Raw genomic sequence first — 17,103 nt, 5'->3', positions numbered from 1 at the left:
CAGGGGAGGCGTCAGCCATGGAAGAGCTGGTGATCCGCGACGCGGACGTCGTCGACGGCAGCGGTGGCCCGTCCTACCGCGCCGATGTGGTCGTGGACGGCGGCAGGATCGTGTCGATCGTCCAGGAGGCGGCAGCGGCCGGCTGCCAACGGCCCAAGGCCCGCCGGGAGCTGGACGCGGAGGGCCTCGTCCTCTCCCCCGGCTTCATCGACATGCACGCCCACAGCGACCTGGCGCTGCTTCGGGACCCCGACCACAGCGCGAAGGCCGCGCAGGGGGTCACCCTGGAGGTCATCGGTCAGGACGGGCTGTCGTACGCCCCCGTCGACGACCGCACCCTCGCCGATGTCCGCCGCGCGATCACCGGCTGGAACGGCTCCGGCGACGACATCGACTTCGACTGGCGCACGGTCGGCGAGTACCTGGACCGCCTCGACGCCGGTTTCGAAGGCCGGGGCATCGCCGTGAACGCGGCGTACCTGATCCCGCAGGGGACGGTCCGCGCGCTCGCCGTCGGCTGGGAGGACCGCGAGGCGACGCCGGCCGAGCTGGACCGGATGCGGCAGCTGGTCGCGCAGGGCATGGAGCAGGGCGCGGTCGGCATGTCGTCCGGGCTGACGTACACGCCCGGCATGTACGCCAAGGACGCGGAACTGACGGAGCTGTGCCGGGTGGTGGCGTCGTACGGCGGCTACTACTGTCCGCACCACCGCTCCTACGGGGCCGGGGCCCTGGAGGCGTACGAGGAGATGGTGGCGCTGACGCGGGAGGCGGGCTGCGCGCTCCACCTCGCCCACGCCACGATGAACTTCGGCGTGAACAAGGGCCGGGCCCCGGAGCTGCTGAAGCTCCTTGACGAAGCGCTGTCGACCGGTGCCGACATCACGCTCGACACCTACCCCTACACCCCCGGCTGCACGACCCTCGTCGCCATGCTGCCGAGCTGGGCGAGCGAGGGCGGCCCCGAGGCGATCCTGGCCCGCCTGTCGGACGAGGAGACGGCCGGACGCATCCGCCATCACATGGAGGTCATCGGCGCGGACGGCTGCCACGGCGTACCCATCGAGTGGGACACGATCGAGATCTCGGGCGTGACCGACCCGGCGCTCGGGGACTTCGTCGGCCGTACGATCCGGCAGTCCGCCGACGCGCGGGGCGAGACCCCTTGGGTGACCGCGCGCGGACTGCTCCTCCAGGACCGGCTGGGCTCGACGATCCTCCAGCACGTCGGCCACGAGGAGAACGTCCGGGCGATCATGCGCCACCGGGTCCACACGGGCGGCTCGGACGGCATCCTGCAGGGCACGAAGCCGCATCCGCGGGCGTACGGCACGTTCCCGCACTATCTCGGCCACTACGTACGGGAGTTGGGGGTGCTGTCCCTGGAGGAGTGCGTGGCCCATCTGACCGCGCGCCCGGCGGCGCGGCTGCGGCTGCCGGACCGGGGGCTGGTCCGCGAGGGCCACCGGGCGGACCTGGTGCTGTTCGACCCGCGGACGGTGGCGGCGGGTTCGACGTTCGAGGAGCCGAGGAAGCTCCCGACGGGCATTCCGTACGTCCTCGTCGACGGCCGCTTCGTGATCGAGGACGGGCGCCGGACGGACGTACTGGCGGGGCGGGCGGTCCGCAGGACACCGTGAACCGTCACAGTGACCTGGGGACCGCCCGCCGCGCGCGCCGTGGTTACGGCTTGGGCAGCACGCACCCGCTCGCGTTCAGGTCGAGCTTGTTGTCGACGCCGAAGCAGGCGTGGATCTGGTAGATCTGCTGGGCGTAGTTGATGCCCTGGCGGACGGTGACGTTGCCGCTCTCGTCGACCTCGCACGGGTTGTTGACCGTGCAGCGCTGGCCGTCCTCGTTGCCGGTGTTGTTGACGGCGACGACCTTCTTGGTGGCCTGGTCGATGACGGGGGAGCCGGACGTGCCGCCGATGGTGTTGCAGGCGGAGGTGTAGCGGACCGAGTCCTTGAAGGTCCAGTCGCCTTCCTTGAGGCGGTATGCGAACCCGTCGATGTTGCAGTTGTACAGCCGCTTCCAGTAACCGGAGGCCACGGTGATGGCGGTACCGGCGACGGGGTGGGTGTCGGCCATGGTGAGCGCGTCGATGCCGTACGAGCTCTTGATCTGCCCATAGGTGGTGGTGAGCTGATAGAACGACACGTCCGTGTCGGTCATCGTCCCGTACGCGAGCTTGCTGGCGCGCAGGTTGGCGACCCGGTTCCCGGAGGCGTTGAGCAGACCGAACGTCCGGCTGGAGGCCCGGTCGACGACGACCTCGCCGGGTCCCGGCATGCCGGTCTCCAGACAGTGGCCGTTGGACATCACCAGCGCCGGGTCGTTGTCCTCCGAGTCGGAGAAGCGCACCACGGAGCCGGAGCAGTTGCTGAGCGAGACGGTGCCCGCGAAGTTGACGGCCTGGACCTTGGGGTTCAGGACCTGGTTGAGGCTCTCCGTGGTGGACGTGACGGTGTCCCGGACCAGGGAGGTGACCGAGTCGGTGTCCGCACTCTTACCGAAGGACTCGGCCGAGTTCACGGGAGCCGCAGCCGCGGGTACGGCGCCGGCCCCGGCTATCGCCAGGGCGAGGAGGGCGGCGCCGAGAGGTTTTCTCATGTGGGGGTCCCCTCATACGGAGAAGGTGACCGGAAAATCTCCGGTCACCCACGTGTTTGTCATGCGCATTGTCACGCACGAGGGGGGTGCGGACAAGGAGTTGGTTACCCATGAGTTCAATCCGTAGGGGATTCCCTATCACGGTGAATGGGTGGTGCGGAGAGGGCGGCGCAGGACGTTCACGGGAGGGCGATGAGATCGCCACACGCGACGGTGTCCGGTCGCCCGTCGCCTACTTCGGGCCCTTGGTGGCGCCCTGTCCGCGGCCCCGGTTCTCACCCGAGTTGCCCGGAGCGGTGCTGCCCGCCGTGGCGGTCGGGGTGGCACCGGTCGTGGTGGAGGGCCCCGCCGTGGGCGTCTCCTCGGCACCGTCGGACGCGGACGGGCTCGCCCCGATGCCGGGGGTGTCCGTGCGCGAGGGCTCGGTGGCCTTCGATGCGCCGGGGCCGACGGAGTCGGCCGGCCTCACCGGCTCCCCCGAGGTCGGGCTCGTACGGTCCTGCCCGCCCTGCCGGTCGCCCGACGACGAGCCGGACAGGGAGAGACCGGCCATCAGCGCCGCCGCCGACACCACCGAGACCGCGCCGGCCGCGACCAGGATCCGCCGCGGGCCCCGGACGCGCGCCTTGCGCCGCGAACCGCGACCGGCACCCGGAGCCCGGTGGCCGCGCGGCTCTCCCCCGCCCGGGGCGGGCCCCTCGGTCACCGGGGGCAGCTCGGCCGTCGCGTCGTACGCGTTCTGCCAGCCGTGCGCCGTCGCGGGGTCAGCGAACTCTTCGTACACGGGGGGAGGCGTCACCGGCCGCGGGTGGTACACGTTCGGCGGCGTCGACGGGGTCCCGTTCTCGTTCTCCGGCGGCCTGGACATGACCGCGAATTCTAGGGATGCGAGGGGCCCCTGGGACAGCTACCGCCGATAACAGCTCAAACCCCCGCGTCTCACGTGTCGGAAAACACGACCCGGGGGCCGTTACCGGGCCGTAAGCTCCTTGACATGCAGGTGATCCAGTCGACCAAGCTCGCCAACGTCTGTTACGAGATCCGGGGCCCGGTGCTCGAGGAGGCGATGCGGCTCGAGTCGGCGGGGCATCGGATCCTCAAGCTGAACACCGGCAACCCGGCGGCGTTCGGCTTCGAGTGTCCGCCCGAGATCCTTGAGGACATCCTCCGTAACGTGTCGTCGGCCCATGGATACGGCGACGCGAAGGGGCTGCTCGCGGCACGGCGGGCCGTCGTCATGCACAACCAGACCCTCGGCATCGAGACCGACGTCGAGCACGTCTTCATCGGCAACGGCGTCTCCGAGCTGATCGTCATGGCGATGCAGGGGCTCCTCGACGACGGGGACGAGGTGCTCGTCCCGGCTCCCGACTATCCGCTGTGGACCGCCGCCGTGTCGCTGTCCGGCGGTACCGCCGTGCACTACCGGTGCGACGAGCAGTCCGACTGGATGCCGGACCTCGCGGACGTCGAGCGCAGGGTCACCGACCGCACCAAGGCCATCGTCATCATCAACCCCAACAATCCGACGGGGGCCGTGTACGACGAGGCCATGCTCCGGGGGCTGACGGACATCGCCCGGCGGCACAACCTGCTCGTCTGCTCCGACGAGATCTACGACAAGATCCTCTACGACGACGCCACGCACACCCCCACCGCCGCCGTCGCCCCCGACCTGCTCACGCTCACCTTCAACGGCATGTCGAAGGCGTACCGCGTCGCCGGGTACCGGGTGGGCTGGATGTCGATCTCGGGCCCGCGCGCCCACGCCGACTCCTACATCGAGGGCCTCACCATCCTCGCGAACATGCGGCTGTGCGCGAACATGCCCGGCCAGCACGGGGTCGTGGCCGCGCTCAGCGGGCGGCAGACCATCAATGACCTGGTGCTGCCCGGGGGGCGGCTGAAGGAGCAGATGGATGTCGCGTACGAGCTGCTGACGCAGATCCCCGGCGTGACATGCGTACGGCCGAAGGGGGCGCTGTATCTCTTCCCGCGCCTCGACCCCAAGGTCTTCAAGATCAAGGATGACCGGCAGATGGTCCTGGACCTGCTGCGGAGCGAGAAGATCATGGTCGTCCAGGGCACGGGCTTCAATTGGCCCGAGTCGGATCACTTCCGGGTGGTGACTCTGCCGACGGTCACGGACCTGCGGGACGCGATGGGGCGGATCGGACGGTTCCTCGACGGGTACGGCCAGCCGTGACCCTGCGTATGCAGGTGGTCCACTTTCGTGAACGGCTCAACTTTAGACAGAATCTAAGCTAGGATGGCTTCCTGTCAGAGCACAGGAGGCCATCCCCATGTACGAACCGATCCGCACCAAGTCGGTCCACAGCACGATGGCCGGCATCACCTCCGACTACCCCCACCGGTCGCGCGAGGAGGAGCTGGACATCCAGCTCGCGGGCCATCTCGCGGCGCTGCTCGCCGTCACCGACGAGCTGCGTACGCAGGCCCCGTCCACCGACCTCGACGAGGCCGCCGCGCGGCTCGCCGAGCAGGTGGCCCGGCTGCGGGGCGGACGTGCGCCGGCCCGCGCGGCTGCCTCCGGCGGTGACGCGAGGATCGCGGCACTGCATCACCGGGCGCATGCCCTGGCGGGGCGGGCGCTGGTCGTCGCGGCATCCCGCGCGGACACCGCGGCGGCGATCCTCGCCGCCGAGCGGATGGACGCGCACGCCGCCGCGCAGCCCGAGTCGCAGGAGCTGACCGGCGTCGGCTGACACCCCCTCGAACGGCCCCGGTCCGCGTGCACCCGCAGCGACGCGCGGACCGGGTGCCACAGCACTGCGTTGGCCTTGGCCGAATTCGCCGATTCGCCGTGATGGTTTGTGTCGTGCGGCGACTGCGGGTTGTCTGTGGCTTGTCGCGCAGTTCCCCGCGCCCCTGAAGGCAAAAGACAACAGCAGAGTTGCCCGACCCGTGGCATACCGGGACCGGTAATACACCCCCCGTTCACCCCCTGCGGCGGGGAACGTTGGATTCCGCGAGCACTCTCCCCGGCGTGAGACGAATTGCAGGAATCGTCCTCGCGGTGTTGCTGATCGGTGGCGTGGTGGCCGCCGTCGTCGCGGGCCGCAGTGATGGGGACACGAGCACGGCAACGAAGACCGTGCGCGCAGTGATCGGATCGGAGAAGGCGGAGTTCTTCGCCGATCCCGACGTGGTGCGGGCCCTCGCCGCCAAGGGCTACACCGTGAAGGCCGAGACCTCCGGGTCCTGGGCCATGGAGGGACTCGACCTCGCGGGATACGACCTCGCGCTGCCGTCGAGCCAGGCGCCGGCCGCCGAACTCGCCGCGAAGTACAAGGTGACGGGGACGCTCCCCCGCCCCTTCTACTCGCCCCTCGTCGTCGTGGCGCACAAGAGCGCCGCCGAGGTGCTCGCGGCGAACAAGCTCGCCACCCTGGACACCGCACACCGCGGCACCTTCGAGATGGCCGCCTACCTGGACGCCGCCCGCGCCGACCGCACCTGGCAGCAGCTCAAGGGCGCCGGGAAGTACGGGGAGTTGACGGGCACGCTCTACCTGTCCAGCACCGACCCCGAGACCTCCAACTCCGGCGCCCTCTACCTCGCCGCGGCCTCCTACGTCGCGAACGGCGGCAAGGTCGTCGCCTCCGGCGCCGAGGTGGACCGCGCCTCGCCGCTGCTGCACAAGCTGGTCAGCGTGCAGGGCGCCCAGCAGTCCAGCAGCGACGCCGCCTTCCGGGACTTCGTCAGCGGGGCCGGCAATCCGCTCGTCGTGGTCTACGAGTCCCAGGTGGCCTCGATGCTGACGCACGGGCAGCAGCCCGACGACCTGGTCGTCCTCTACCCCGACACCACGGTCAACAGCGACCACACCGTCGTACCGCTCACCGGGAACGGCAAGGCGGTCGCCGAACTCCTCGCCACCGACCCGAAGTTGCGGGCGCTGGAGGTCAGGCACGGGTTCCGCCCGCAGGGCGAGGTCACCGAGTTCGCCTCGGACACGACGTATCTCAAGCAGGAACTGACCGGCGTCCGCCAGGCGCCCGTGCCCACCGCCAAGGTGCTGCACGAGCTGGCGCGACGGGCGCGCGGATAAGGGGGGCACCACCTCATGAACGACAGCGACGACACGTTCGTCCTCACTCCGCCCGAGCCCGTGGCCACCGTGCCGCGCGAGAAGGCCGGCGGGCTCGTCCCGGTCGACGAGGGCGTCCGTACGGACATGGCCCGGAAGGCCTCCGCGTACGTGGAGGGGCTCGCGGCGCTCGACGCCCGCTCCCCCGAGTTCGCCGGCAAGGTCGGTGAGATCACCGGCCTCGGCGCCGGCGAGATGCGGACCGCCGCCGCGCAGTCCAACCGCATGCTGGAACGGACCATCCGCAGCCTGCCGGACCAGGGCGGGGACGCCCAGTCGCAGGTCGCGGGCTCGCTCGTGGAGCTGCGGCGGGTCGTGGAGGACCTGGACCCGCGGGACCTGCCCGCCGCCAAGGGGCGCAAGTTCCTCTCCCGGCTTCCCGGCGGCAACAAGCTGCGCGACCACGTCGCCAAGTACGCCTCCGCCCAGGGAACCCTCAACAAGATCGTGGGGTCGCTGCGGGGCGGGCAGGACGAGCTCCGCCGCGACAACGCCGCCCTGCAGACCGAGCGGGTGCGACTGTGGGAGACCATGGGCAAGCTCCAGGAGTACATCGTCCTGACGGAGGCCCTGGACACGGCCGTCGGGCAGCACATCACCGGCGTGGAGACACAGGACCCCGCACAGGCGGACAACCTCCGGGCGGACATCCTCTTCCCCGTCCGGCAGAAGCACCAGGACCTGCTCACCCAGCTCGCGGTGTGCGCGCAGGGATACCTCGCCATGGACGTCGTACGGCGCAACAACGAGGAGCTGATCAAGGGCGTCGACCGGGCCGCGACCACGACCGTCTCGGCGTTGCGCATCTCCGTGATGCTGGCCTCCGCCCTCGACAACCAGAAGAAGGTCGTCGAGCAGGTCAACGCGCTGCGCGGAACGACCGAGGACCTCATCCGGGGCAACGCCGAGATGCTCGCCACGCAGAGCGGCGAGATCCAGCGCATCGCCGCCGACCCGGCCGTCGGCGCCGAGACCCTGCGCTCGGCCTTCCAGCAGATCTACCGCACCCTCGACGCCATCGACACCTACAAGGTCCAGGCGACCGAGGCGATGGCGACGACGGTGGAGAACCTGACCGCTGAACTGCAGCACGCGAGCGCCTACTTGGAGCGCAGCCGCTCGCAGGGCGCGCTGGAGGGTGGCCTCGGATGAGACACACCCGACGCCCCCGGCGCCTGCTCGCCGTCGCCCTCGCGGCGGTGGCGCTGCTCACGGCGTGCACCTCGGAGCAGGGCACCGACGACCCGAACCCGAACGCCCCCCAGCCCGGCACTCTGCGTGTCCTCGCCTCCAGCGAGCTCAGTGACATGGCCCCGGTCCTCGACCGGATCGCCGACGACACCGGCGTCAAGGTCCGGCCCACGTACATGGGCACCCTCGACGCCGTCGAGATGCTGGCGACGGGCAAGGTGGACGGGCGGTACGACGCCCTGTGGCTGTCCTCCAACGACTATCTGCGGCTGCGCCCCGACGCGGCGAAGAAGGTCGTTTCGGAGACGCCGGTGATGTCGAGCCCGGTCGCCCTCGGGGTCAGGAGCACGGCCCTCGGCCGGCTCGGCTGGAAGCCGGATGACGTCACGTGGTCGCAGATCGAGCAGGCCGTCCAGGACGGCAGGCTGACGTACGGCATGACCGACCCGGCCCGCTCCAACTCCGGCTTCGTCACGCTCGTCTCCGTCGCCTCGGCCCTCTCCGGCGCCCAGTCCGCGCTCACCGACGCCGACGTCACCAAGGCCACGCCCCGCCTGAAGGAGTTCTTCAAGGGGCAGCAGCTGACGTCGGGGTCGTCGGGCTGGCTGGCGGCGGCGTACCAGCGGCGCGGGAACGTCGACGCGCTGCTCAACTACGAGTCCGTCCTCAAGGGCATCCCGGGCCTGACCGTGATCCGCCCCAAGGACGGCGTCGTCACCGCCGACTACCCGCTCTCCTCGCTCGCGTCCACCGACGCCGCGACCCGCGAGGACGTCCGCCGTGTCACCGAGGCCCTGCGCACCGACGGCATCCAGCGGCTGATCACCGAGCGCACCCACCGCCGCCCGGTCGTCGCCTCCGTCCGGCCCGGGCCCGGCCTGGAGACCAGCAGGCGGCGCGAACTGCCCTTCCCGGGCAGCCGTTCCGTGGCCGACGGCCTGCTCGACTCGTACGAGAACGAACTGCGCCGCCCGTCCAGGACGGTCTACGTCCTCGACACCTCGGGCTCGATGGAGGGCGACCGTCTGGAGCAGCTGAAGCAGGCGCTCGCCGACCTCACCGGCGACTTCCGCGAGCGCGAGGAGGTCACGCTGATGCCCTTCGGGTCGGACGTGAAGAGCGTGGCCACGCATGTCGTCGACCCGGCCGACCCGAAGGCCGGGCTCGCCAGGATCCGCGAGGAGACCGACGCGCTGACCGCCGAGGGCGACACGGCGATCTACACCTCGCTGGAGAAAGCGTACGAGCATCTGGGCGCCGGCCGGTCCCAGGACACCTTCACGTCGGTCGTGCTGATGACGGACGGCGAGAACACCACCGGCGCCGAGGCGGCCGACTTCGACGCCTTCTACGCCGGGCTCGACCGAGGCCGGCGGGAGACGCCCGTCTTCCCCATCCTCTTCGGCGACTCGGACCGTTCCGAGCTGGAGCACATCGCCGAGCTGACCGGCGGCCGCCTCTTCGACGCCCAGGAGGGCTCGCTGGACGGCGCCTTCGAGGAGATCCGTGGCTACCAGTAAGGCGTTCGCGTACCTGGAGTCCCGCAAGAACATCGCCGGGAGCGCATGCGGGCTGGTCGGCCTGGTGCTGACCTTCACGGGGGTGGCCGGCCCGTACTGGCCCGTCGTCGTGGCCGGTCTCTACGGCGCGGGCGCGCTGATCGCCCCGCCGGAGCGGCCCGCGCTGCCCGACTTTCCCGACCCGTCGGCCCAGCTCGACGTGTTGCGGGGCGACTTCGAGAAGCTGCGCGGCTATCTGACGGACATCGACCTGTCGGTCACGGCAGCCGCGCGGCTGCGTGAACTCACCGAGCTGCTCGCCGCGTTGCTCGACCGCGGCTGGGGCGCCGAGCTGCTCACGCACGACCCGGAGGGCGTACACACGCTCTCCCGGATCGTGCGGCGCGACCTCCCCGAGGCCGTCGACAGCTTCGTACGGACACGCTGGTGGACGCGGATGACACCCGGAACCGACTCTCCCGAACTGCATCTGGAGCGCCAGCTCGGCCTGCTGAAGAAGGATGCCGAGCGTCTGGCGGCGAGCCTGCGCGAGGTGGATGCCCGCCGCCAGGAGACCCACACCCGGTATCTGGAGGACCGGGGCGGGACGCTCTGAACCGGTGACCCGGCCGGCTACCGCGTGACGAACACCGTCGCCGAGGCGGTGGACGCGCTGTGCAGATCGTCGCCGGGCCAGCTGACCGTGTAGGTCACGTTGCGCCGGGCGCGCGGGATGTCGTTGATCGTGAAGGTGCCGTCCGCGGCGACCGTCACCGACGACAGGGTGCCGGTGCCGAGCCGGTCGGTCCGCACGACCTTGAGGACGGCCCGGTCCGGCAGCGCCTTGCCCTGTGCGGTGAAGGCGCCGGTGATCTCGATGCCCGAGCTCATCGACGCCTCCTCGGGCGCGGTGAGCGCGATCGAGGTGGGCGCCTTGCCGACGGACACGGTGGTGGTGACGTCCTCGGCGGGGCGGTGGGTCAGGTCGCCGAGGAAGGAGACCCGGTAGGTGGCGTCGCCGACGAGGCCGGGTTCGTCGAGGACGGTGAAGCTGCCGTCCGCCTTGACGGTGAAGGTGCCGAGTTCGTGCGTGCCGTTCGCGTCGGTCCGGGTCGCCTTGACCTTCAGGGGCTCGGCGGGTGCCGGGCCGTCCTGCTCCAGCTTGCCGCGCACGGCGAGCGCCTCGCCGACGACGGCCTGGGCGGGGCTGTGGGTGAGGCCGCCGGTGAAGCGGGCGTCGTACTGGACGGCCGGGGGCTGGATGATGTGCAGCCAGTACTGGTTGCCGACCGTGTTCGTGGTGACCGCGAACAGCCGGGAGCCGTCCGCCGACCACTCCATCCCGCGAGGGACGACCTTGTCCCCGTCGAGGCTGCCCTCGAAGGCGAACTCCAGCGGGGCCGTCGAGTCCGCCGGGTCGGCGGGCTGCACCAGCAGGTCGGGGGTCGGCCCGGTGGCCGAGGCGCCGCGCGCGATGTACTTGCCGTCGCCGCTGAACGCGACCGAGCTGGCGGTGGCGCCGGACGGGAGCGCCGGGTAGCCGGTGGCCGCGTCAGACAGGTCGTCGGCGGCGAGCAGCCGGGTGCCGGCGGTGGCGTCGGCCACGGCGACCTTGGTGCCGTCGGCGGAGAACGCCAGGTCCTTGAGGTCCAGGGCGCCCTTGCCGTCGGCGTCGGCGAAGCGCCGGGCGGCGCCTCGGACGAGGGCGCCGTTGCCGGTGTCGTACACGGTGACGAACGGGTTGGGGGCCTTCGCGTTGAGCGGCTGGCCCATGAGCATCCGGTCGCCGGCACCGGACTCCAGCAGCAGGTCGCCGTAGTCGAGCCAGCCGGTGGTCGTGGGCACGCCGTTCACCACGCCCTCCAGGCGGGTCTCGGCGGTGGCGCACTGGGAGGGGCTCGACGAGTTCGGCGTCGTGAAGTAGATCTGGCCGCTGGACTGGGCCAGTTCACGGCCGCAGTAGTCGGTGCCGGCGGAGGCGAGGGTGGTCCGCTGGTAGGTGGTGGTGTCGTAGGCCTCGATCCGGTCGCGCAGACCGGCGTACAGCTTGCTGCCGTCGGCGCTGACCGCCAGGCCGGAGACATGGGCCTGGTTGGTGATGATCGTCGTGAGGCGCTCGCCGTCGAAGTTGTAGACGGCGATGGTGCCGGAGTTGAGGTAGTAGCCGACATTGCTGTCGGCGACGAAGACACGCTGGTGGACGTTGTCGACGGCCAGCGCGGAGTACGACGAGAACGGCAGCTTGACCACGGCGTCCGACGCGGCCGCGTGCGCCGCCGGTGCCGCGGCGACGGTCAGGCCGGCCCCGGCGAGTGCGGTGGCGAGCAGCGTGGCCGCGAGGCGTCTGGGACGGTGTGCAGTATTCAACTGTGCCCCCCACAGGCTGAGTTGAGCGCCCACTGAGATCAGTGACGCTCCTGTGAGGCATATGAAACAGCCGTGAAGATCGTGCGTTCAAGGCGGCACGACCGCAAAACGGGCCCGGTAACAGGCGAGGGCCCGTCGTCGCGTTCCTCCCGTCGGGGCGGACGGAGTGTGCGACGACAGGCCCACAGCCCCGCACGCCGTTGTACGGAACCTCGCCGGTCTGTGGTGCTGTCACCGCGGCCGGCCGTGACGATATTGCTGGTCAGGGCACAATCGGAGCCGGCCGCGGCGTCTTTGGGGGCTGGTTCAGCCCAGGCGCTGCACCAGAGCGCGGTACTCGTCCCACAGCTCCTTCGGCGTGTGGTCGCCGAAGGTGTTCAGGTGGTCGGGGACGAGCGCGGCCTCCTCGCGCCAGACCTCCTTGTCGACGGTGAGGAGGAAGTCCAGGTCGGAGTCGGCCAGTTCCAGGCCGTTCGTGTCCAGCGCGCCCTTGGCCGGCAGGATGCCGATGGGGGTCTCGACGCCCTCGGCCTTGCCGTCGAGGCGCTCGACGATCCACTTCAGGACGCGGCTGTTCTCGCCGAAGCCGGGCCAGACGAACTTGCCCTCGTCGTTCTTGCGGAACCAGTTGACGTAGTAGATCTTCGGGAGCTTCGCCTGGTCCTTGCCCTTGGCGACGTCGACCCAGTGACCCATGTAGTCACCCATGTTGTAGCCGCAGAACGGCAGCATCGCGAACGGGTCGCGGCGCAGCTCGCCGACCTTGCCCTCGGCGGCGGCGGTCTTCTCGCTGGCCACGTTGGCGCCGAGGAAGACGCCGTGGTTCCAGTCGAAGGACTCCGTGACCAGGGGGACGGCCGTCGCACGGCGGCCACCGAACAGGATCGCCGAGATCGGCACGCCCTTGGGGTCCTCCCACTCCGGCGCGATGATCGGGCACTGGGAGGCGGGGACGGTGAAGCGCGCGTTGGGGTGGGCGGCCGGCGTCTCGGAGGACGGCGTCCAGTCGTTGCCCTTCCAGTCCGTCAGGTGGGCCGGAGTCTCCTCCGTCATGCCCTCCCACCAGATGTCGTTGTCGTCGGTGAGGGCGACGTTGGTGAAGACCGAGTTGCCCCACAGCGTCTTCATCGCGTTGGCGTTGGTGTGCTCACCGGTGCCGGGCGCGACGCCGAAGAAGCCGGCCTCGGGGTTGATGGCGTACAGCCGGCCGTCCTCGCCGAAGCGCATCCAGGCGATGTCGTCGCCGATCGTCTCGACGGTCCAGCCGGAGATGGTGGGCTCCAGCATGGCGAGGTTGGTCTTGCCGCAGGCGCTCGGGAAGGCTGCGGCGACGTACTTGGCCTCGCCCTGCGGCGGGGTGAGCTTGAGGACCAGCATGTGCTCGGCCAGCCAGCCCTCGTCGCGGGCCATCACGGAGGCGATGCGCAGCGCGTAGCACTTCTTGCCGAGCAGGGCGTTGCCGCCGTAGCCGGAGCCGTAGGACCAGATCTCGCGGGCCTCGGGGAAGTGGGAGATGTACTTGGTGCTGTTGCACGGCCAGGGCACGTCCTGCTCGCCCGCCTCCAGCGGCGCGCCGAGCGTGTGCACGGCCTTCACGAAGAAGCCGTCCTCACCGAGTTCGTCGAGGACGGGCTGACCCATGCGGGTCATGGTGCGCATGGAGACCGCGACGTAGGCGGAGTCGGTGATCTCGACGCCGATCGCGGAAAGGTCGGAGCCGAGGGGGCCCATGCAGAACGGGACGACGTACATCGTGCGGCCGCGCATCGAGCCGCGGAAGACGCCCTTCTCACCGGCGAAGATCTCCCGCATCTCGGCGGGGTCCTTCCAGTGGTTCGTCGGGCCTGCGTCCTCCTCCTTCTCGGAGCAGATGAAGGTCCGGTCCTCGACGCGGGCGACGTCGGTCGGGTCGGAGGCCGCGTAGTACGAGTTGGGGCGCTTGATCGGGTCGAGCTTCTTGAAGGTGCCCTTCGCGACGAGCTCCTCGGACAGACGCTCGTACTCGGCCTCGGATCCGTCACACCAGACCACGCTGTCCGGCTGCGTCAGTTCAGCGATCTCATTCACCCACGAGACCAGCTCCCGGTGGGTGGTGGGGACGACGGGGGGAGCCGCGATGTCGCGCGCCACGGTTGCTCCTAAATGAGGGGTTCTTGTCCTGAATATGCCCTTGTATGCCCCGTGGGGGCCGCGACCCGGATGCTGCGCGGGCTCGATCTGCTGTGGATCTTTCGCGCTCATCCGGTGCCGACCGCACTCATTTGATCATCCGACGCGACTGCGCATATGTCCAGAGGGCGTCACAGGTGAGCGGCGTGAGCATCGCCACTCATCCGGATGTTTTCGATGCGTCACCATGGCTTCACCCCGGGTGCGCCCCTGGCGGGTACTCCATGAGACGATGGCCACTTCCGGGCGCCATCTCGCCGCCCTGATACGTAACTTACGGTTCCGTAGGTACGATGCAGGGCATGACTGCGCCCGTCCCCGACGCATCCTCGGACACGCCGGCCGCCGGCGGCGGCTCCGGTGCGCCCTCCCTGCCGCACCAGATCGCGCACCACGCCCAGCAGCTCTCGGACGAGATCAAGCCCAGGCTCCGCGGCTGGCTGCACCTCGGAATGTTCCCGGCGGCGCTCGTCGCGGGCCTGGCGCTCACCGCCCTCGCGGACTCACCCCGGGGCCGTCTCGCCTGCGGGATCTACGCCCTCACGGCCTGCCTGCTGTTCGGCGTGAGCGCGCTGTACCACCGGGGCAACTGGAGCCCGCGCATGGACGGCGTCCTGCGCCGGCTCGATCACGCCAACATCTTCCTGATCATCGCGGGCACGTACACGCCGCTGACGATGCTGCTGCTGCCGGGCGCCAAGGGGCAGTGGCTGCTGTGGGGCATCTGGGGCGCGGCCGCGGCGGGCATCATCTTCCGGGTGTTCTGGGTCGGCGCCCCGCGCTGGCTCTACACGCCCTGCTACATCGCGATGGGCTGGGCGGCCGTCTTCTTCCTGCCGGACTTCATGCGCACCGGCGGCATCGCGGTACTGGTCCTGGTGATCGTCGGCGGCCTCCTCTACAGCGCGGGCGGCGTGATCTACGGCATCAAGCGCCCGAACCCGTCACCGCGCTGGTTCGGCTTCCACGAGGTCTTCCACTCCTTCACGCTGGCGGCGTTCGTCGTGCACTACGTGGGGATCTCACTGGTCGCGTACCAGCACGCGTAGCCCACCGCACAGCACCCTCGAGGGCCACGGTTCGCGCCGTGGCCCTTTTTCGCGCCCAAAAATATTGACGAGCCAACTCTTTTGAGAGTTGCTCTCATTTCATAGCTACTGTCACTACGATGCTCGCCGCTGGTGGGCGCTGGGCGCCCTCGTCGCGGCATGCTCACGCTCGGCTTCGACATGACGATCCGCAATGTGGCGCTGCCGACGATGGCCGCCGACCTCGGCGCCACCACGGGTCGGCAGCTGGGGGTCCCCCCAGGCGTTTAGCACTGGGGGAGGATGGCGGACGCGTACGTCGTCGTCTTCGCCGCGCTGATGCTCCCCGCGGGCCTGCTCGGCGACCGGTTCGGGCGGCGCCGGATGCTGATCACCGGACTCGGGATCTTCCTCGTCGGCTCGCTGATCGGCTCGCTCGCCGGCGACGTGAACGCGGTGATCGCGGCACGGGCCGTGATGGGCGTCGGCGCGCCCCTGGTCACGCCGCTCTCGCTGTCCGTGCTGCCCACGCTGTTCGGCCCCGAGGAGCGCACCAAGGCCGTCGGCATCACCTCCGCCGCCTCCGCGCTCGGCATCGCCGCCTGCCTCTTCCTGTTCCCCGAGACGAAGGATCCCGCCTCCCCCAAGATCGACACCGTCTCGACAGCACTCGCCGCGTCCGGGCTCGGCGCCCGGCCGCGCTGGTGCTGCGCGAACGCCGGGTCGAGCGCCCCATGCTCGACATGACCCTGCTCGGCCACCGCGGCTTCCTGTTCAACACCGTCGCCGCCACCCTGGTGACGTTCATCCTGACCGGCCTGCTGTTCGTGCTGCCGCCCTACCTCCAGGCCGTCCTCGGCCACGACGCCCTGGGCACCGGCGTGCGCCTGCTGCCGATGATGGGCGGACTGCTGGTCGCCACCCGCCTTGCGCCGAAGGTCGTCGCCCGCTTCGGTGCGCGGGCCGCGGTGAGCGCGGGCATGGTGGTACTGGCCTTCGCCGGGCTTCTCGGCAGCCGTACGACGGTGGACTCCGGCTACGGATTCGTCGCGCTGTGGCTCACCGTCACCGGCCTCGGCTTCGGCCTCTCACTCATCCCCGCCATGAACGGCGGACTGAGCGCCCTGCCCCACGACCGCGCCGGCAGCGGATCCGGGCTGCTGATGACTTTGCTTCAGGTGGGCGGCGCGATCGGCATCGCGCTGCTCGGCAGCCTGCTCGCCGCCGCCTTCCGGGACCGGCTCGATGTCACCGGGCGGCCCGCGCGGGCCGCCGACACCGCCGGGGAGTCCGTGGTCGCGGCGCACCTCGTCGCCGAGCGGGCGGGCTCGGCGGAGCCGGCGGCCTCCGCGAACAGCGCGTACGTCCACGGCGGGGGCGTCTCCGCCCTGCCGGCGGCGGCGTTCCTGCCGGGCACGCCTGATGCGGGTGAGCCCGAGAACCCGGACATGGCCGCCGCGGGGGCCGATGCCCGACAATGAGCCCCATGACCCCCGCGCACTCCTCTCCCCTGACCGACCGTCCCCAGCTGGGACTTCGTGAGCGGAAGAAGATCAAGACCCGGACGGCGATCCGCGACGCGACGTATGCGCTGATCAAGGAGCAGGGCTACGACGCCACCACGATCGAGCAGATCGCCGAGCGTGCCGAGGTGTCGCCGTCCACGGTCTTCCGCTACTTCCCGACGAAGGAGGACATCGTCCTCACGGACGAGTACGACCCGATCCTGCTGGACGAGTTGCGCAGGCGCCCGGCGGACGAGCCGTGGATGGAGTCCCTGCGGCACGTCATGCGGCTGGCCATCGCTGCCGCGACGCAGGAGGATCCCGAGGCCGTCCGCCTGCGCTCCCACCTGCTCGTCCAGGTGCCCGCGGTGCGCTCACGGATGCTGGAGAGCATGTCGGTCACCGGCCGGATGCTCGCGGAGGCCGTCGCCGAGCGCACCGGTCTGCCGCAGGACAGCCTGGAGGCACGGGTCTACACGATGTCTCTCATGGGCGGCCTCGCGGAGATCTCCGTGTACTGGGCCGAGCACGACTTCCAGGACGACCTGCACGACCTCCTCGACCGCACCCTGGACGTCATCGAGCACGGCCTCCCCGCGAAAAAGGGCTGAGGCGCGCGC

The 17,103-nt window shown here is 70.4% G+C and carries 13 protein-coding genes and 1 pseudogene; 10 read left to right on the top strand and 4 right to left on the bottom strand.

From position 1 onward, the window contains the following. Positions 1-17 precede the first annotated feature (17 nt). Entirely contained in the window at positions 18-1,640 is a 1,623-nt protein-coding gene (locus ACZ7M7_RS09430) for an N-acyl-D-amino-acid deacylase family protein (protein WP_472114460.1), read from the top strand. A 43-nt stretch (positions 1,641-1,683) separates the two neighbouring features. On the opposite strand, the gene ACZ7M7_RS09425 is transcribed toward ACZ7M7_RS09430, so the two are convergent. Together ACZ7M7_RS09425 and ACZ7M7_RS09420 are read right to left on the bottom strand one after the other, a co-directional pair. Further along, a complete protein-coding gene (locus ACZ7M7_RS09425; RefSeq protein ID WP_383603536.1) occupies positions 1,684-2,613 on the bottom strand; it encodes a S1 family peptidase in 930 nt (309 codons plus the stop codon). A 232-nt stretch (positions 2,614-2,845) separates the two neighbouring features. Next, positions 2,846-3,481 carry a hypothetical protein gene (locus ACZ7M7_RS09420; RefSeq protein ID WP_472114457.1) on the bottom strand — a complete coding sequence of 212 codons (636 nt, stop codon included), beginning with the start codon at positions 3,479-3,481 and terminating at the stop codon, positions 2,846-2,848. Positions 3,482-3,607: 126 nt separating this feature from the next. Between ACZ7M7_RS09420 and ACZ7M7_RS09415 the strand changes: the two genes are divergently transcribed. From ACZ7M7_RS09415 to ACZ7M7_RS09390, 6 genes are all read left to right on the top strand, one after another. Then, positions 3,608-4,819, top strand: a complete 1,212-nt coding sequence (locus ACZ7M7_RS09415) for a pyridoxal phosphate-dependent aminotransferase (protein WP_328879616.1) — start codon at positions 3,608-3,610, stop codon at positions 4,817-4,819. 97 nt (positions 4,820-4,916) lie between these two features. Continuing rightward, on the top strand, positions 4,917-5,339 hold the full coding sequence (locus ACZ7M7_RS09410; RefSeq protein ID WP_472114453.1) for an SCO4983 family protein: 423 nt from the start codon (positions 4,917-4,919) through the stop codon (positions 5,337-5,339). Between the two features lie 281 nt (positions 5,340-5,620). Beyond that, entirely contained in the window at positions 5,621-6,685 is a 1,065-nt protein-coding gene (locus tag ACZ7M7_RS09405; protein ID WP_472114450.1) for a hypothetical protein, read from the top strand. Positions 6,686-6,700: 15 nt separating this feature from the next. Next, the gene (locus tag ACZ7M7_RS09400) at positions 6,701-7,876 is read left to right on the top strand and encodes a toxic anion resistance protein (RefSeq protein ID WP_472114447.1); all 1,176 of its coding nucleotides are present in this window, start codon (positions 6,701-6,703) and stop codon (positions 7,874-7,876) included. Then, positions 7,873-9,435 (top strand): substrate-binding and vWA domain-containing protein, encoded by a 1,563-nt coding sequence (locus ACZ7M7_RS09395; RefSeq protein WP_472114444.1) that lies wholly within the window; start codon positions 7,873-7,875, stop codon positions 9,433-9,435. The genes ACZ7M7_RS09400 and ACZ7M7_RS09395 overlap by 4 nt, the downstream gene beginning before the upstream one ends. After that, complete coding sequence (locus ACZ7M7_RS09390; RefSeq protein WP_472114441.1) at positions 9,422-10,030, top strand: hypothetical protein; 609 nt, start codon at positions 9,422-9,424, stop codon at positions 10,028-10,030. Before ACZ7M7_RS09395 ends, ACZ7M7_RS09390 begins: the two co-directional genes overlap by 14 nt. 17 nt (positions 10,031-10,047) lie before the next feature. Here ACZ7M7_RS09390 and ACZ7M7_RS09385 read toward each other — a convergent pair whose 3' ends face one another. Further along, a complete protein-coding gene (locus ACZ7M7_RS09385) occupies positions 10,048-11,781 on the bottom strand; it encodes a WD40 repeat domain-containing protein (RefSeq protein WP_472114438.1) in 1,734 nt (577 codons plus the stop codon). 306 nt (positions 11,782-12,087) lie between these two features. Continuing rightward, complete coding sequence (locus ACZ7M7_RS09380) at positions 12,088-13,911, bottom strand: phosphoenolpyruvate carboxykinase (GTP) (RefSeq protein ID WP_383603564.1); 1,824 nt, start codon at positions 13,909-13,911, stop codon at positions 12,088-12,090. Between the two features lie 341 nt (positions 13,912-14,252). On the opposite strand from ACZ7M7_RS09380, the gene trhA reads away from it, so the two are divergent. From trhA to ACZ7M7_RS09365, 3 genes and pseudogenes are all read left to right on the top strand, one after another. Next, the gene (trhA, locus tag ACZ7M7_RS09375; RefSeq protein ID WP_453822236.1) at positions 14,253-14,999 is read left to right on the top strand and encodes a PAQR family membrane homeostasis protein TrhA; all 747 of its coding nucleotides are present in this window, start codon (positions 14,253-14,255) and stop codon (positions 14,997-14,999) included. A gap of 88 nt (positions 15,000-15,087) precedes the next feature. Then, positions 15,088-16,459, top strand: a pseudogene (locus tag ACZ7M7_RS09370) (MFS transporter). Between the two features lie 5 nt (positions 16,460-16,464). After that, positions 16,465-17,094 carry a TetR/AcrR family transcriptional regulator gene (locus tag ACZ7M7_RS09365; RefSeq protein ID WP_383603573.1) on the top strand — a complete coding sequence of 210 codons (630 nt, stop codon included), beginning with the start codon at positions 16,465-16,467 and terminating at the stop codon, positions 17,092-17,094. The last annotated feature ends 9 nt before the right edge of the window (positions 17,095-17,103 follow it).

This window comes from Streptomyces sp. NPDC111606 (genome assembly GCF_055656945.1).
Note: the sequence above shows the minus strand (reverse complement) of the source record. Positions and strands in the feature narration are given on the sequence as shown.

Excerpts from the sequence above, each read along its gene's own strand:
- ACZ7M7_RS09410 (WP_472114453.1), top strand. The coding sequence starts at position 4,917 with ATGTACGAACCGATCCGCACCAAGTCGGTCCACAGCACGATGGCCGGC.
- ACZ7M7_RS09425 (WP_383603536.1), bottom strand. The coding sequence starts at position 2,613 with ATGAGAAAACCTCTCGGCGCCGCCCTCCTCGCCCTGGCGATAGCCGGG.
- ACZ7M7_RS09430 (WP_472114460.1), top strand. The coding sequence starts at position 18 with ATGGAAGAGCTGGTGATCCGCGACGCGGACGTCGTCGACGGCAGCGGT.
- ACZ7M7_RS09395 (WP_472114444.1), top strand. The coding sequence starts at position 7,873 with ATGAGACACACCCGACGCCCCCGGCGCCTGCTCGCCGTCGCCCTCGCG.
- ACZ7M7_RS09420 (WP_472114457.1), bottom strand. The coding sequence starts at position 3,481 with ATGTCCAGGCCGCCGGAGAACGAGAACGGGACCCCGTCGACGCCGCCG.
- ACZ7M7_RS09365 (WP_383603573.1), top strand. The coding sequence starts at position 16,465 with ATGACCCCCGCGCACTCCTCTCCCCTGACCGACCGTCCCCAGCTGGGA.
- ACZ7M7_RS09415 (WP_328879616.1), top strand. The coding sequence starts at position 3,608 with ATGCAGGTGATCCAGTCGACCAAGCTCGCCAACGTCTGTTACGAGATC.
- trhA (WP_453822236.1), top strand. The coding sequence starts at position 14,253 with ATGACTGCGCCCGTCCCCGACGCATCCTCGGACACGCCGGCCGCCGGC.
- ACZ7M7_RS09400 (WP_472114447.1), top strand. The coding sequence starts at position 6,701 with ATGAACGACAGCGACGACACGTTCGTCCTCACTCCGCCCGAGCCCGTG.